The sequence below is a fragment of the Pedobacter sp. Leaf176 genome, assembly GCF_001424305.1.
Classification (GTDB): Bacteria; Bacteroidota; Bacteroidia; order Sphingobacteriales; family Sphingobacteriaceae; genus Pedobacter.
In genome coordinates, this window is sequence record NZ_LMPD01000001.1 from 174,725 (window position 1) to 192,042 (window position 17,318).

12 protein-coding genes are annotated in these 17,318 nt (G+C 35.3%); 2 read left to right on the plus strand and 10 right to left on the minus strand.

The window, feature by feature from the left end:
- Positions 1–72: 72 nt before the first annotated feature.
- From ASF92_RS00775 to nadA, 5 genes are all read right to left on the minus strand, one after another.
- Positions 73–402 (minus strand): hypothetical protein, encoded by a 330-nt coding sequence (locus ASF92_RS00775; RefSeq protein WP_056086401.1) that lies wholly within the window; start codon positions 400–402, stop codon positions 73–75.
- A complete protein-coding gene (locus ASF92_RS00780) occupies positions 395–754 on the minus strand; it encodes a DUF6864 domain-containing function (protein ID WP_056086405.1) in 360 nt (119 codons plus the stop codon). Before ASF92_RS00780 ends, ASF92_RS00775 begins: the two co-directional genes overlap by 8 nt.
- A gap of 9 nt (positions 755–763) precedes the next feature.
- Positions 764–1,804, minus strand: coding sequence for a thiamine-phosphate kinase (thiL, locus tag ASF92_RS00785; protein ID WP_056086408.1), 1,041 nt, complete (start codon positions 1,802–1,804; stop codon positions 764–766).
- A 138-nt stretch (positions 1,805–1,942) separates the two neighbouring features.
- The gene (locus tag ASF92_RS00790; protein ID WP_056086411.1) at positions 1,943–3,181 is read right to left on the minus strand and encodes a dicarboxylate/amino acid:cation symporter; all 1,239 of its coding nucleotides are present in this window, start codon (positions 3,179–3,181) and stop codon (positions 1,943–1,945) included.
- A 67-nt stretch (positions 3,182–3,248) separates the two neighbouring features.
- Positions 3,249–4,247, minus strand: coding sequence for a quinolinate synthase NadA (gene nadA, locus ASF92_RS00795; protein WP_056086420.1), 999 nt, complete (start codon positions 4,245–4,247; stop codon positions 3,249–3,251).
- A gap of 449 nt (positions 4,248–4,696) precedes the next feature.
- On the opposite strand from nadA, the gene nadB reads away from it, so the two are divergent.
- Positions 4,697–6,283 carry an L-aspartate oxidase gene (nadB, locus tag ASF92_RS00800; protein WP_056086422.1) on the plus strand — a complete coding sequence of 529 codons (1,587 nt, stop codon included), beginning with the start codon at positions 4,697–4,699 and terminating at the stop codon, positions 6,281–6,283.
- Between the two features lie 63 nt (positions 6,284–6,346).
- The gene (locus ASF92_RS00805; RefSeq protein WP_056086426.1) at positions 6,347–6,862 is read left to right on the plus strand and encodes a gamma carbonic anhydrase family protein; all 516 of its coding nucleotides are present in this window, start codon (positions 6,347–6,349) and stop codon (positions 6,860–6,862) included.
- On the opposite strand, the gene ASF92_RS00810 is transcribed toward ASF92_RS00805, so the two are convergent.
- The 5 genes from ASF92_RS00810 to ASF92_RS00830 all read right to left on the minus strand — a co-directional run bounded on the left by ASF92_RS00810 (position 6,863) and on the right by ASF92_RS00830 (position 17,201).
- On the minus strand, positions 6,863–8,509 hold the full coding sequence (locus ASF92_RS00810; protein WP_056086430.1) for an Ig-like domain-containing protein: 1,647 nt from the start codon (positions 8,507–8,509) through the stop codon (positions 6,863–6,865).
- Positions 8,510–8,630: 121 nt separating this feature from the next.
- The gene (gene mnmG, locus ASF92_RS00815; RefSeq protein WP_056089025.1) at positions 8,631–10,493 is read right to left on the minus strand and encodes a tRNA uridine-5-carboxymethylaminomethyl(34) synthesis enzyme MnmG; all 1,863 of its coding nucleotides are present in this window, start codon (positions 10,491–10,493) and stop codon (positions 8,631–8,633) included.
- Between the two features lie 113 nt (positions 10,494–10,606).
- Positions 10,607–12,469: an ABC-F family ATP-binding cassette domain-containing protein gene (locus ASF92_RS00820; RefSeq protein ID WP_056086432.1), complete on the minus strand. Its 1,863-nt coding sequence runs from the start codon at positions 12,467–12,469 to the stop codon at positions 10,607–10,609.
- Positions 12,470–13,136: 667 nt separating this feature from the next.
- The gene (ybeY, locus tag ASF92_RS00825) at positions 13,137–13,577 is read right to left on the minus strand and encodes an rRNA maturation RNase YbeY (protein WP_056086435.1); all 441 of its coding nucleotides are present in this window, start codon (positions 13,575–13,577) and stop codon (positions 13,137–13,139) included.
- Between the two features lie 258 nt (positions 13,578–13,835).
- Positions 13,836–17,201 (minus strand): DUF4175 family protein, encoded by a 3,366-nt coding sequence (locus ASF92_RS00830; protein ID WP_231729712.1) that lies wholly within the window; start codon positions 17,199–17,201, stop codon positions 13,836–13,838.
- Positions 17,202–17,318 lie beyond the last annotated feature (117 nt).

Consider the following 17,318-nt stretch of genomic DNA (forward strand, 5'->3'; position numbering starts at 1 on the left):
AAAATGATTAAATATTAATATTTTTTGATAAAGCTGTAGAACTATTTTTTATTTTACAATTAATAAGATTGGCTATTTAATACCCTTTTTAGATTTATCACCAAACAGATATCCTATTGACAAAGTTATCAATGGCGAAATGATACTCCAAAGATCTTTTATTTGGAGTGAAATTTTTTCCGATGGCATTCCTGAAACAATGCAAGTATATATTAGTCCCGTTAAAATTAAAATAACTATTAAAAGTGCAGCTAGATTATTAGGTATTTTTTCTGAATTTCCCCAAATATCTCCAAGCCAACCCCTCTCAATTTTTATTTTTTCCAATTCATTTTGACTTTCTATAACTTGCTTTGCTAAAACTTTATCTTTAATTAGATTTGGATTTATTTGATTAGCCAATTTTCACCCCCTCTCCTAGATACCACGTGTAGTGAACTGTTTTTGTTGTCTTGATATTTAGTGCGTAAACAGTAAAATTTAAATATAATTTTTTATTGTTCAGAGTTCCTACTTCTAGTGGTGACGCATTTCCAGTACCTAAAGAATTATTAAAATTTATTAAAATAATCTCTAACTCAGTTCCTGAAATTTGCTTAAATTCCATTTTGTGAACATCTTTATTTTCTTCTTCATCCTTAAAAGACAAGTGTATTTTTAAATCTATGGCCAAATGAAATGTAATAGGCTCAGCTTCAAAACTTAGTACAGTCCCACTATTATATATTTCATAATCTCCTGATGTTATTTTCATATACAATTTTTATTTATTAAAAGCATTCCATCCCTGCGCTTTCAACTCATGCACATTATTAGATTTTGAAACCATTTTACAGCCTGAATTCTTATCCGTAACGTGGCCGATTACGGTGATATCTACATCGTGTTTTAATTTTTTATAGTCTTCCTGACTAATGGTAAATAACAGTTCATAATCTTCGCCTCCACTTAAAGCACACACCGTTGGATCAATACCAAGTTCTCTTGCGGTTTCATAAGTCATTGGATCTAAAGGGATTTTTTCTTCATAAATGGTGATGCCTTTATCAGATTGTTCAGCCAGATGCAAAATTTCAGAAGCCAAACCATCTGAAACATCAATCATAGAAGTCGGTTTTATATCCATTTCTTCTAAAAGTGCAACAATATCCATCCTGGCTTCAGGCTTCAACTGTCGTTCGATAATATAGTCTTTTCCTTCTAAATCCGGCTGGATCTGCGGGTTTTCCAGGTAGATCAATTTCTCCCTTTCCAGAATCTGAAGACCTACATATGCACCTCCTAAATCTCCCGATACACAAAGTAAATCATGCTCCTGAGCACCATTTCTGTAGGTTACCTTATCGGCATCCGCATAACCAATACTCGTAATACTAATGACTAAACCCTGTTTGCTAGATGAGGTATCGCCGCCAATTAAATCGATGTTGAATTTATTGCAGGCCAGTTCAATCCCTTTATAGAGTTCTTCAACAGCTTCCAGTGGAAATTTACTTGATAAACCCAAAGAAACGGTAATCTGGCTGGCATTACCATTCATTGCATAAATATCACTTAAATTAACCTGAACGGCTTTATATCCTAAATGCATTAGGGGAACATAAGCCAAATCAAAATGAATGCCCTCTAAAAGTAAATCAGTTGAAACCAGGGTTTGTTTACCTTTAGAATCCAAAACGGCAGCATCATCGCCAATGCCTTTTACCGAATAATCATTTCTTATCTTAAAATTCGTGGTCAGGTGTTTTATTAAACCAAACTCACCTAATTCATTTATATCTGTGCGTTCTTTATTTTCAAACATATACTTAAACCTATAAGGCCTTTAATTTTTTTATTATTTATTTAAAATTTTTAACTCGTCATTTCGACCGCAGTGGAGAAATCTTTGAACCTTGGTACAATCGTTTGTCCCTGCTACGATCCAGTCAAAATGACGTAATTAAGATGAAAAAATCTTACTCTCCATCCAGTTTTTACCTTCTGTGAATCTGGCGATTAGCATTGCCGCAACATTATCTCCTGTAGCATTTAATAAAGTTGCCATTGGATCAACCAAAGTTCCGATTATCATAGCCGGAGGCAATGCTTCAGGTGGCAACTGGTATGCAGATATCATTAATAATTCTCCAATATATCCTCCATTTGGAATTCCACCTTCAACAATACTCACTAAAACTGTAATACCCAATGCTAAAACTATGGTATCAACATGAACTAAATCCTTTCCAAAAATAGCAAATACAACAGCTATTTTGATAATTGAACTAATGCTCGAGCCGTCTTTATGTAAGGTCGAACCTAGTGGAATGGTTACATTTGCAATGTATGCCGGAACACCCATTTTTGAAGTTCCGTCTAAGTTTGCCGGTATAGTCGCAATGCTGCTACACGTTCCGATTGAGGTTAATGAAGGTACAATGTTATTTTTCCAAAATACTTTTATTGCTTTAAATCCACCGGCGATAAATGCATAAAAAGTAAAAAAAACTAGGAAATAAAATGTACCAATACCATAATATAACCCTAGAGCCTTCGCATAGGTTCCAAAAAGCTGAGGGCCAAAAACACCAACTTGATAAGCAAAATAAGCACCCAAACCAATTGGTCCTAGTTTCATAATCAGAATGATGAGTTTCTTCATCACTTCATTCCCTGAAACCAAAAAATTCTTAAAACTAGCTCCATCTTTTCCAGCGTATAAGGTTGAAAAACCCACTAAAACTGAAAAGATAATTAGTGCCAGCATATTTTTTCGACTGCCAATTTCATAAAATTCTCCAACGGTCAAAAGCTGGGTCATTTGTTCTCCGAAAGATTGAATTTTTTCATTTTCAACCGGTAACGGATTAGAACCCAATTGCTGGTGAATAGGAAAAATCCAGGTGGCAACTAATGTTAAAATCGCTGAAATAAGAATTGTAGACAGAAAAACTAAAACCATCACGGTTAGTAACTTTCCTAATTTTTTACTTCTGTCTATGTTTGCAATTGCTGATGAAACTGCAAAAAATACCAACGGAATTACGGCTGTAAACAACAGGTTTAAAAAGATATCACCTAAAGGCTTAATACTTTCAACACTTTTTCCAAAAAATAAACCAACTAAACTTCCAACAGTAATACCTGCCAGAAGCCATAATAAGCCTGAGTAATTTCTTAGAATGTTGCTTGTTTTCATTTAAAAAAGTTGCTTACCACCTTAGCCACCTAAAAAAAAATCTTAGGTGCCTCAGGTGGTGAAAAAATTATAAACCCAATTCCGCCGAAATATCCAGCATTCTTTGAATTGGCTTGCGGGCTTGTTCTATAATATGTTCAGGAACAGTTACTTCAGGTAATCCATTTTTGATACATAAATATAGTTTTTCTAACGTATTTCGTTTCATGTAGGGACAATCATTACAAGCACAACTGTTATTCGGTGGTGCAGGAATGAAAGTTTTATCCGGACAAGCTTTCTCCATCTGATGTATAATTCCGCTTTCCGTTGCTACAATAAATTCTTTTGCAGGATTAGAAATGGCGTATTTCAGAAGTCCTGTAGTAGATCCAATATAATCAGCCATTTTCAAAACTACTTCCTCACACTCCGGGTGTGCTATAAATTTAGCGTCTGGATGACGCTCTTTCAGTTTGATAATCTTCTCCTGAGAAAAAATTTCATGAACCATACATGCACCATTCCACAGTACTAAATCCCGGCCTGTTTTTTTTGCTACATAAGCGCCCAAATTTCTATCTGGTCCAAAAATAATCTTCTGTTCTTTCGGTAAACTTTCCACAATTTGAACAGCATTTGTTGAGGTACAAACAATATCGCTTAAGGCTTTTAGTTCAGCTGTACAATTTACATAAGTGATGACCAAATGATCAGGATATTTTTCCTTGAATTTTTTAAACAAATGAGGTGGGCAGCTGTCGGCCAGGGAACAACCTGCTTTTACGTCGGGTAATAAAACCTTCTTAGATGGAGATAAAATCTTCGCCGTTTCTGCCATAAAGTGCACACCAGCGAAAACGATTATATCAGCATCAGTTTTAGCAGCCTCTTGTGATAAACCCAAACTATCTCCAATATAATCCGCTATATCCTGAATATCAGGTTCTTGATAATAATGCGCCAAAATAATGGCATTTTTTTCTTTCTTTAATTTTTCGATTTCAACAAAAAGGTCGAGTGTTGGATCAATGTGTTCCTCTACAAATCCTTTTTTATTAATTTCTTCTAATACATCGATGTTCATTATTAATTTTCCTTTTTTTGAATTTAGACGTTGGTCAAAGATAAAGCTTTCCACGTCTCAATAATTAATAAGTTATTTTAAATAAATAGATCTTGTTTGTTTATTAGTGTGTTGGTAACGTTGGTAAGTTTCTAAAAAAAGTTCTTTTATGTAAGTTGTTAATCGTTTACTAACATTTAGATTACATTTTTGTAATATGATGAGTTTGATTTTCAGCACTATCGAAAAACAGGTTAAATTTTATCCATATTGGAATGTTAATTGTTTACAAGTGTGTGAAAAGTTAATTACTTGTACAAAGGTGCTTAAAAATTGAGTAAAAGATTGTGGCAAATTGTCTTTTTAGAGTAGCTTTAAACAATCAAATTTATTTGTTAGTCTTATCTCTACATAAAGCTAACAGTTGTTATATAGTTATCAACATCGTTGATAAAGTAAATGTTTTTTAAATGAGAAAAGTAGATTTTCTGGTAATTGGTTCAGGTATAGCGGGTTTAAGTTTCGCATTGAAGGCTGCCAGGTTTGGTAAAGTTTTAATTGTTACTAAATCAAATGAAGATGAATCTAACACTAAATATGCACAAGGCGGTGTTGCAGTTGTTGTGGATAAAGGAGATTCTTTTGAAAAACATATTCAGGATACTTTGATTGCCGGTGATGGATTATGTGATGAGAAGATTGTGGAAATAGTTGTAAAAGAGGGGCCTCAGCGTATACAGGAGATTATAGACTATGGTATAAATTTCGATAAAGACAATGCTGGTTTTTACGATTTAGCCAAGGAAGGTGGTCATTCAGAACACCGGGTTTTGCACTATAAAGACATCACCGGATACGAGATTGAACGGGTACTTTTAAATGAAATACACGCAAACACAAACATAGAGATATTAACACACTACTTTGCTCTGGAGTTAATTACCCAGCATCACCTTGGTGAGTTTGTGGATAAACGTACCGAAGATATTAACTGTTATGGTGTATATGCCTTTAACACAGAGCTTAACGATGTGGAAAAGATTGTGGCAAACGTTACAGTGATGGCATCTGGCGGAGCCGGACATGTATATTCTGCCACAACAAACCCTGTAATTGCAACAGGTGATGGTATGGCAATGGTCTATCGTGCAAAAGGAAAAGTAAGGAATATGGAGTTTATTCAGTTTCATCCAACCGCTTTGTACCATCCCGGAGAGTACCCTTCCTTCCTAATTTCCGAAGCTGTTCGTGGTTTTGGTGGTGTTCTTCGCCGCAAAAATGGCGAAGAATTTATGCATGAATATGATGAGCGTAAATCATTAGCACCCCGTGATATTGTAGCTCGGGCTGTGGATAATGAAATGAAAAAGTCTGGCGACGACTTTGTTTATTTAGATATCACCATGAGAAGTAAAGCGGATATTTTACAGCATTTTCCAAATATATATGCAAAGTGCTTATCCATTGGCATTGATATGACGAAAGATTATATTCCGGTAACACCTGCTTCTCATTATATGTGTGGGGGAATTTTGGTTGATGACTATGGTCGCTCATCCATTAAAAATCTTTATGCTTGCGGTGAATGTTCATCAACTGGTCTTCATGGCGCTAACCGGTTGGCATCCAACTCACTATTGGAGGCTACAGTTTTTGCACACCGGATTTACCAGGATGCTATAGAAAATTTTGAAAAGAATATAATCCCTGATAATATACCGGAGTGGGATTCTAAAGGCGTTACACAAAGCAATGAAGATGTTCTGGTTACGCACAATCTTCGGGAATTACAGAAAGTAATGGGTGATTATGTTGGTATTGTTCGTTCTGATTTTAGATTAGAAAGGGCTCACAGACGTTTATTTTTAATTTATCAGGAAACTGAAGAATTTTATAAAATGAATAAGGTTTCTGTTAAACTTTGTGAATTGAGGAATGTAATTCAAACGGCTTACCTGGTCATAAAATCTGCTATGCAAAGAAAGGAGAGCAGGGGATTGCACTTTACAACGGACTATCCAAATCACGCCGAACGATTGGTTGATACCGTGCTCTAATTTGTTGTTTTCTATTTGTTCGCTTTTTAATCTTTGATACCTATTTAAAAATAAAAACTAGATATGCCTTTAATATTACCTGTAAAAGATAAATATCCTCAAATTGGAAAAGATAATTTCATTGCTGAGAACGCCACAATAGTTGGTGATGTTACCATTGGTGATAATTGTTCTGTTTGGTTTAATGCGGTGATTAGAGGCGATGTAAATGCCATTACGATAGGAGATGAGTCAAACATCCAGGATGGGGCTGTAATTCATGCTACTTACATGAAAGCGTCTACACATATTGGCAATCGGGTTTCTGTTGGCCATAATGCAATTGTTCACGGATGTACAATAGAGGATAATGTTTTAATAGGCATGGGTGCTATTGTAATGGATAATGCCATAGTAGAACAATATTGTATTATTGCTGCTGGTTCTGTCGTTTTAGAAAATACAGTATGTGAAACCGGTTATCTGTTTGCTGGAACTCCTGCAAAAAAGATAAAGCCCATTACTGAAGAGCAAAAGGCTTTACTAAATAAATTACCAGATAATTATATAATGTATTCTGGCTGGTTTACCAATCCTTAATTACTCTTTAGGGAGTGGAGGAATAACCAGATTATTTTCAATATCCCAATTTGGACGCAATGTAATTTCATCTTTTGAATACCAGATTTTCTCCGGTTGCGTTCCTAAGTTAATATTTCCTGTATCCCATATTCCATTTTTATTCTGGTCGTAAACTACCCTAATTAAATATTTAGCTACCGGATAATTGTTGAAAATCAGTTTTGCATTTGATTTAATCGGATACGACCTAATCACAGATTTCTTTTCATTTAGTATCTCTACAATATAATTTACAGTTGTATCTGGAATAGAAACATTTAGGGTGAACTGACTACCATAATTCTCACTTGCATCAAGTGTAAATATTTTGGTAAAATCTTTATTCTTGGTATTAAACATACCTGTGAAAGCACCAGCAGAAAACTTTATATCATATTTTCTTTTAGCTTTCCACGGAAAGGAAATGTAATATTTAAGAAAGTTGACACTATCTTTTATAAGTTCGAAGTTTGTTCGTTTTATAGAATCGTCTAACAAAACAATTTTTGATGCATCCGCACTTAGTATTGGAGATGAAAAAGTGAGTGTGTAGCGCTGAAAAGGACTTAGTTTACCACCTCCTGCATTATCGCTAGGTGTAAGGTCTCTTATATAAGTATCCTTTTTACCTCTTATTAAATTAACAGTTTGCAAGAGTTTACCCTGGTCTTGAATAGAAACTTTAACAGAGTCGAAACTCATGTCATTTAGCCATACTTTTGCAGTATCATTGGTCTTATTAAACATCACTTTTTTAGAAACATCTAAAGCAGCAGGTTCGGTAATTATTATCTGAGGTTTTTTTAATTGTTGGGTAAAACTCAATAAAATACTTCCGTCAGCACCTATTTTTCTTTCTAAAACCCTGAAGTTTGCTGCTGATTCTTTGAAAACCTGTAGATTGATGTTATCTGTATTTTTATCAATTACCAGGGGCTCTTTGAGGAAACCAACTTCATCAGAACTTTGCTGGTATATTTTATCACCACCGCCAGATGATTCTTTCAAAGCATAAACTTTGTATCTTCCTTTTCTAAGGTTATTTAGTTTGTAATTTCCAGAGCTATCTGTTAAGGTATAAATTGAAGCACGTTTTTTACCAAATAAAGTATCCCTTTCTATCGGTAAAATTAAAACGGTTACATCTTTCTCTAACTCACCCGTTAAAGCATTTTTGACATTTCCACTTAGGCTTAATGAATCAATTTCGTTTCCGGTAGAAAAAACATAAGATAGATTTTTAATAACGTTGCCCTCGTTTATATCTCCGATGGCCTTACCAAAATTTAAAGTGTATGTTGTATTTTTTTCTAGTGTATCAGGCATCGTAATTTCCAATACTTTTTTCTTGATCTTTAATATCGGTGCTTTTTCTAATTCCGGTGAAATGGAAAATTCCTTAGTCTCATTTTGAATTTTAAAAAATTCATCAAACTGAATCAGAATTTTTTTGGCATTAAAATTTCTTGTCTGATTTTTTGGAAGCATACTTACAACCTTTGGTGGTTTGTTATCTTTCGGACCACCCTGGGGGGTTTGTATACTCGCACAACCAAAAAACAGGAGCAATGCTATTGCAACTACTAAATTTTTAATATTAAAATAAGGACCTTTTAAATATGGCATGTTTTAGACGTTCTAACGAATTTTTAATGTTTTTGGAACGATTATATTAAAAAATCTTTTTTTTAGTTTATATCGCATTATTTTGCGTCAATATTTTTTATTTTAAAATACTGATTATCAGTTACTTATTTATATACACCATCAAAACTGAAATATCTGACGGTGAAACACCTGAAATTCTTGATGCCTGACCCAATGTACGTGGTTTTATCTTAAATAATTTTTCTCTGGCTTCTTTTGAAATGGAAACAATTTTATTATAGTCGAAATCGGGTTTGATTTCTTTATCTTCCATCTTCAACATTTTAGCTACGATTTCATTTTCCTTTTCGAAATAGCTTTCGTATTTGATTTTAATTTCAGCCTGTTCTATCGTTTCATTATCTAAATGTTTGGTTGCTTCAGCTAATAGTTTACTCACTTTGATAATATCTTGTAATCCAACATGCGGACGTCCTACCAAACTATGAATTTTGACATTTTGATTCAATGCACTGGAATTTAAACTTTCCAACATTGGATTAGCATCAGCCATTTCTATGCCCTGATTCCTAGTAAATTTTACCAAGGCATCCGCAGCTGCAACTTTCTTTTTAACCTTTTCTAAACGTTCATCAGAAATTAAACCAAGCTCATGGCCGATAGGAGAGAGACGTATATCAGCATTGTCTTGTCTCAATAGCAAACGATGTTCAGCTCTTGAGGTGAACATACGATAAGGCTCTTCAGTTCCTTTAGTTACTAAATCATCGATTAAAACGCCAATATAACTATCAGACCTTTTCATAATCAATTCATGTTTATCGTTGATTTTTTGATGCGCATTTATGCCTGCCATAAACCCCTGGCAAGCGGCTTCTTCGTAACCAGTTGTTCCGTTTATTTGGCCAGCTAAAAATAAATTGCCGATTAGTTTTGTTTCTAATGTTAAGGATAATTGGGTAGGTGGAAAGAAATCATATTCAATGGCATAACCCGGTCTGAACATTTTTGCATCTTCGAAACCCGGAATCAATCGGAGGGCCCTTTGTTGAACAGCTTCAGGAAGTGAAGTGGAAAAACCGTTCACATAAATTTCGCAGGTATTCCATCCCTCAGGCTCCACGAAAATCTGATGTCTGTCGCGTTCAGCAAAACGATTAATTTTATCTTCAATAGATGGACAATATCTTGGACCCAAACCTTTAATTCTGCCCGTAAACATGGGTGATTTTTCAAAACCTTCTTTCAGTGTTTCATGTACATCACCATTCGTGTAAGTTATCCAACAGCAGCGTTGGTCTTTGGAAACTTCAGTATCGGTAAAAGAGAATTTACCTGGATTTTCATCGCCCCATTGCTCCTCCATTTTCGAATAATCTAAGCTTCTTCCATCTACACGGGGAGGGGTGCCGGTTTTCATTCTTCCGGATTCCATTCCTAATTCTACCAGTTGTTCGGTAATTCCAGTTGAAGATCTTTCTGCTGTTCTACCTCCGCCAAATTTCTTTTCGCCGATGTGCATTACACCGTTTAAAAAAGTGCCGTTGGTTAGCACAACCGCAGTACTTTCAATCTCGATTCCTAAAGAGGTCTTGACCCCGTAAACAGTATTGTCTTTAATTAATAAACCAACCACACTATCCTGCCACATATCTACATTTGGCGTTCTTTCCAAAGCTAGGCGCCATTCTTCTGCAAAGCGCATTCTGTCTATCTGCGCCCTTGGACTCCACATAGCAGGGCCTTTAGATTTATTTAGCATTCTGAATTGAATGGTCGATTTATCAGATATGATACCCGAATAGCCTCCTATTGCATCTACCTCACGAACAATCTGTCCTTTCGCTACGCCACCCATAGCCGGGTTACAACTCATTTGAGCAATCGTGCCCATGTTCATTGTTATTAATAAAACTGATGATCCCAGATTGGCAGCAGCGGCAGCGGCTTCACAGCCAGCGTGGCCGGCACCAACAACAATCAAATCGTATTTTGAAAACATTGTATTTCCTCTTATATGTTCCACGTGGAACATATTGTTTTAATCAATTTATTTTTCCGATTGTATTATGTTCCACGTGAAACATAAAGTTATACCGGAGTAGTTATTACAGATTATTCCGACAGCTCTAACCAGCGCATCGTGTAATCATCTAGTTTTTGTTTTAACTTTTCAATCTCATCAGAAACCTCCTGAATTTTTAAGTAGTCAGTAGCGTCAATATTCAATAAGCTTTCTGTTAATTCTGCTATTTTATTTTCGGTATCCGCCATGCCTTTTTCGCTTTCATCAAGTTCTTTTTGTTCTTTAAAACTTAACTTTTTAGCGGTTTTAATAGGAGCTTCTTCCGCAGGGTGAATAGTGGTTTTTTTAACTTCTGGTTTAATTTTTGGTTGCTCTAAACTTAATCTGTATTCGGAATAATTGCCATTATAAATTTTAACCACGCCTTCCCCTTCCATAATGAAAAGCTGATCGCTCATCTTATCGAGTAAATATCTATCGTGAGAAACCAACATTAAAATGCCAGGGAAATTTTCTAAAAACTCTTCCAATACATTTAATGTATCGATATCTAAATCGTTGGTTGGCTCATCTAATATTAAAAAGTTTGGATTCTGCATTAAAACTTTCATCAAATTCAAACGCTTCTTTTCTCCACCACTTAATTTCTCCACCATGCCATGTTGTTTCTTTGGCGGAAAGAGGAAAAGCGTTAAAAGGGCAGAAGCGGTAATTACAGAACCGTCGGCCATCTTAATATATTCAGCATCAGATTTTACGATATCGATAACTCTTTCCTTAGGATCGAATGTTAAACCCCCTTGTTTATAATAACCGAAAACAGTGGTTTCTCCGGTATCTACCTGACCAGCGTCTGGTTTTAATTGACTTGTAATAATATTTAGTAAGGTTGATTTGCCAGTACCATTTTTACCAGCCAAACCAATTCTATCTCCTTTTTTGAAGGTATAGCTGAAATCATTAATTATTGGACGACCATCAAATGATTTTGCTATGTGTTCAATCTCAATAATCTTCCCTCCCTGACGAGACATCTTCATTTGTAGGTTAATGCTCTGATTATCAGACTTTTTCTTCGATTTTTCTTCCAAATCATAAAACGCATTAATTCTAGCATTAGATTTCGTTCCACGAGCTTGTGGCATGCGTCTCATCCATTCTAATTCTTTCTTTAATAGTTGTTGGTTCTTATGTAAAACCGTCGCATCAAGCGCTTCTCGCTCTGATTTCTTTTCAAGATAATATGCATAATTTCCATTATAATTGAAAATTTTGCCCCTGTCCAACTCTACTATAGTATTACAAACGTTATCCAAAAAGTATCTATCGTGGGTAACCAACAGGACTGTTTTTTGTCCAGTGGTTAATAATTTTTCAAGCCACTCAATGGTATCAATATCTAAATGGTTGGTAGGTTCATCCAAAACTAAAATTTCAGGATCTTCAATTAAAAGTTTAGCCAAAGCCAAACGTTTCTTTTGTCCGCCGGAAAGTGTGGAGATTTTCTGTTGTAAATGAGTGATTCCCATTCTATTTAAAATGGTTTTAATCTCATGCTCATATTCCCAGGCATTGTGTTCGCTTAGTTCCTCATACAAACGGTTCAGTGTTTTTTCGTCAGGATTAGGGTTTTCAATTAACTCTTCATATTCTTTAATCAACTGTTGTTGCTTGTTTTCTAAAGAGAATATATGATCGCTAATGGAAAAGCCTTCAGTAAATTGAGGCTCTTGATCCAGGAAACCAATTTTAACAGATTTATTTTTAACAATCTTACCTTCAAGCGGAGGAAATCTTTCTGCCAGTAATTTTAAAAGTGTGCTCTTCCCAGCGCCATTAATTCCAACCAGCGCCACACGCTGACCAGAGTTAATGCCTAAGGTTAAATTTTTAAATAGCCATTCATCATGATAACCATGACCCAAGCCTTCTGCCGCAATTAGTGTGCTCAATTTATTTGTATTTCGGATTTATAAAGGAAAATTAGTGCAAAAGTAAGTATAAAATATTTGACAGCACATATAGATGTTCCAAACCAACTAAGTATCAGTTAAAAATGGCAGAATATTGATGGTGCTAAAGAAAAGATTGAAAAAGCATAGAGCATGAATGGAAAAACAGAATCTCAATTTCCCTTCGCATTTATAAAAACGAAACAGCGACTGGACTCGCTCCGCCGCTGCTTCTATCATTAACTAAAACTAAACTTTATTTTTATGCTATGGTTATAAGTAGATTCTAAAATATCAACTTTATGTCTTTCTTTATTGTTCTTGACTATAAGACTACAAGAGGGCGGAAAGGTTGCACGTCTATTTGCGATAATATACCAGTGTAGGTAAATCATCGACCAACGCCCATAACTTTTAGACGAACAGCAAATACTTTAAACAGATCTTAACTTGTTCATATATGTTTCTTAATTTATTGAGGCACCCCGTGACTGTCCCTTCCTGAAAAACTTTCTATGTAGACTTTTTTAGGAAGGGACGATGCTAAGTAGCGTAATGGGATAGGTAAATTTAGTGCCCGGCTGCCTTAAGCTGAAAGGATTGAGAGCAAATTAATTTTCAGGTTGTGTCTATGCTAAGAATGATACCTGTGTTAATTTAAAATAAATTACGATTTCATATCAAAATCAATTCTACATCTTAAATACTCGTCTTCTTTTTGAGTCATAAGGGCTTTAGCTGTTTTGCCTTTATCCTTGTAGCCGAGTAAATGCAAGGTTCCGTGAATCATAATGCGGCAAACTTCATCAAAATCGTTCGTTTTAAAGGTTTTTGCATTTTCTTTTACACGTTCGATGCTGATGAAAAGATCACTTACAATTTGCTTTTCCTCATCCGAGTTATCGAAAGTGATGATGTCTGTGTAGGTATCATGGTTTAAGTACTGCTGATTGATATCCAACAGGTATTCGTCGCTGCAGAAAATGAAATTGAGTTCCTGCAAATTATATCCTTCTTTTTCAATAGTTGCTTTAATCCATTTCTTAACCTTAAGTTTTTGAGGAAGATTGTAAGTAACCGATTCTGTAAAGAATGAAATTGCAGGCATATTGGCTGTGTTTTAGGCCGTAAATTTAGGAAATATTATTTAGCCACAGATTCGCAGATTATTTGTTTTTTGAATTTTAGGCTGGGATTTCTTGCCAATTTGGAAGATGCGTAAATATATTTTATCTATAAGCCGTAGTTCGTGTCCCTACGAAATATCATGTAATAATGAGGCATTAGTATTGACATAATTAATAAAAGTTGACACACTATTCAGCATAGTTGGTGGCTTATAAAAATCTGCGAATCTCTGGCCAGCCTACTGCACCGTATTCAACAATTTCAAATACTCGGCAATTTTATTCTTGTAATAATAGTTCAGACTCGGAGGTAACTTTTGCAACATATCAGTGCCATTTTGCTGCTGCTTTTTAAATTGTTCAACCATTTTTTGATATGATGGCGGAAACTCTTTAGCTGCTTTACTTTCCCGTTTTGAATCTTCTTCCTGGTCGCGTTCGGCTTTCTCGGCTTCTAAAAGCTTGGTTAACAGTTCTTTCTGACGGTTTAAAGTTTCCTGCTGTAAACGCTTGTTAACCAGTTCACTTTCCGTTTGTTTCATTTCCTTAATGGCTTCGTTCAGGTTACCCATTTTTCCTGAACCGTCTTTGTTTTCTTCACGATTTATCTTTTCCAAAGCCTGACGAATCATTTGCTGCTGTTGCGCCATTTTTCCAAACTCCTGACTCATTTGCCCTTTACCCACAGTTCCTTCATTTCCACCAGATTTTTGCATCTGCTCACGGGCTTTTTGCATGCTCTTGTTCAATTGCTCCTGCATTTGCGAAAGCTGTTTCATGCCTTGTTTCTGTTTTTTACCACTTCCAGGTTTTGAATTCTTTTGCATGTTCTGCAATTGGTTTAAAGCCTCACTCAACATCAAACTCAAGTTGTTAATGGAAGTCATGGTAAACTGCTGGTAACGATTGGCCTCAGGGGTTCTTCTTTCACCAAGACTTTCCAAGCTCTTATCTAGGTTGAAATTGATTTTATTCATCTCCTCGTTAACTGTCGATTCAATTTGAGGTACACGTTTACTCAATGCATACAAGCTATCGGCGATGGTTTTCAGGTTATCCTTAATACTTCTTTGTTTTTGAACATTGTTTACGTAGGATGGGTCTGCCTGAGTCATTTTCTTTAAGATGAGCATGACCTTTTCCTGCTCAAAGGATGTGTTCAGCAAGTTTTCAAGCAATTTTCGCAATTCTTTGGCGTTCAGGTTGTTTTCCATTTCCTCACCTTGTTGCTGCATGTCACTCATTTTTTTCGAAAGCTTTTCCATCTGATCGCCAGCTTTTTGCTGTTTTTGGCTTGCACCTTTCGAATCTTTTTTATCTAAAGCATCTTTACTTTCCTGCTGTTCTTTTTGAATGTCCTGAATCGCTTTTTCAGGGTTTTCAAAAGGATTAGGTTTCTCTAAAGACTGGTTTTTATCCTCCAATTTCTTGAAATCATCTTTCAAATCTTTCATTTCCTTGTTCAGGGCCTCCTGCTTTTGTTTAAGCGATTCGTTATCGTGCTTTTTATCAGCAGTTTGTTTAGCAAGCTCTTTTTGTTCCTTTGCCAACTCATTTAAACGATCGATATCATTTTGAAGGTTTTGCTCAAATTCCAGTTGTTTGTAAAGTTCTAAAATCCTATCCAATTCATTTTTGAGGGTTTTATTATCCAATTGCATTTTCGAGAGCTCCTTTTGCGTTTGGTCTTTATTTTTCTCATTCATCAAATTTTGCAATTTTTGCAAAAGCGCTTTAGTCTTTTCATCCAATACATTGTCAAATAAGTCTTTAATCTGCTTTTGTTTCTCTAAAAGCGCTTCAGTTTGCTTTTGGTCTTGCTGCTGTTGAATGTTTTTATCGTTCTGCTCCTTAATCTCCTTTACCGCCTCGTCCAATTGCTTTTGTTTATCCAGCAAAGCCTCAATTTGCTTTTTATCCTCGAAAGAAATCTGCTTCTTATCAATCAGACTTTCAGCAACTCTTTTACTTTCCTTTTCAATAGTATTAGCCAAACGAATGGCGGATTGGACTTTTTGTTTTAGTGCCTGGCTGTTAGCACTTACCTGCTCTGCAGTTTCTTTTTTTGTAGGTTGCTTAAAGGTTTTAATCTCAGAACGCGTAATTTTTGAACCGTTAATGCCATCATTATCAGCTACTTCAAAATAATATTCAATTTCCTGACCCGGCTTTGCCGATGTTATATTTAAATCCCAGAAATAAAAAAATGCATTTTCAATTGCGTTTGCTTTAATGGCGATATTCTTACTTACCGTGCTGATTATTTTATCGTTTTCCTTGATGTTATATTTAAAACTCAACCGACTAAAACCATAATCATCCCTAACCTGACCGCTGAAATATAGCGCTTTGGTGCTTATAGAATCTGGCTTTTCTTCAACCTGAATAGCAGGAGATTGATCTTTAATAACCGTAATTTGATGCGATAGCGAATCTTTAAGGGTTACAAAATCATTTTTTGGTGTGATGCTGTATTTAGAGTTATTGCGAATCGTGGCATTGAATGAAGATTCATCACCTATCACCTTTAAAATATTCTCTCTTCCATTTAAATTAAACAAAAGCGAATTGCTTTGACCGGTTTTAAGATTCCAGGTAATACGCGTTCCCTCAGGCAAAAGGATATCGCCAACATTGGCAATTACTTCTTGTTTTTTGCCAAGGTAAGCTGGATAATTTAAGGTTGCGCTTACATTTAATAATTCCGGACGAGGTTTAACGCGAACCGTAAATACCGTAGAACTAAATCCACCACCTTTAAAAATCAGTTTTTTATCGCTCTGAATGTTTTTGATGCCATAATTAAATTTGCTGATGCTCTGTTTTTCAAGTTTGTAAGTGTTTTTTCCATCTTCTACATAAACTTCAGCAGGCAACTCATCGCCAGCCAATTGCAAATTTACCGTTACGTCATCGCCCTGCGTAACAGTTAAATTTTTATTCAGAACCATAAAACTGAAAGGTGCTTTTGGAGCAATATATTCATCATATTTTAAGAAACTATTGGTTCCCTCACGTAAGATAGCAGGCGCAATAATGGCAATCAACAAAATGATAGAAAGCGGAATAAAAAGGTATTTTAAATACTTCCGGTTATCGTTTATCCGAACGGCGGTATAAAACGGAACGGGTTTCAACTCCAAAATTTTCTGGTCGATACTGGCCATTATCAACTGGTTGTTTTCTTGGAGATTTTCAGAAAGTTTATGCAGCTGTAAAGTGTTTAAAAGTTTATCCTTGATATCTGCAAAATGATTTCCAATAATAACCGAGGCCTCATCAAAAGACAAATGTTTGCCTAATTTCAACATCGAAAGCAAAGGTTTAATGATTAAAAAACCAATCAGTAATGAACCCAGTAATAAATATGCAAAGAAGATAAGCGTCTTAAATCCAGCAGATGGATTAAGGTAATACAGACTCAAAAAAACAAGCAAATACAATCCAAGCAATATCGCAGCGGCATAAATGGCGCCCCGTAAAATCTTATTCAAATAAAATTTACGGATAAACTCATCTATCTTCCTCAACAAATCGTTGTAATTATTGCTTACCATATCAACGTAAATGTAAAAATTGTTACCGTCAATTAAAAGAAACCTCATTAAGGTAACGCGTTTATTTCAAATAGTTTATTAGAAAATAAAAATTTGGCTTTTGAGGTTCTAAAAACCTTTAAGGTTTGAAACGGCCAATTAAAGATTAATTTAAAATCTATATCT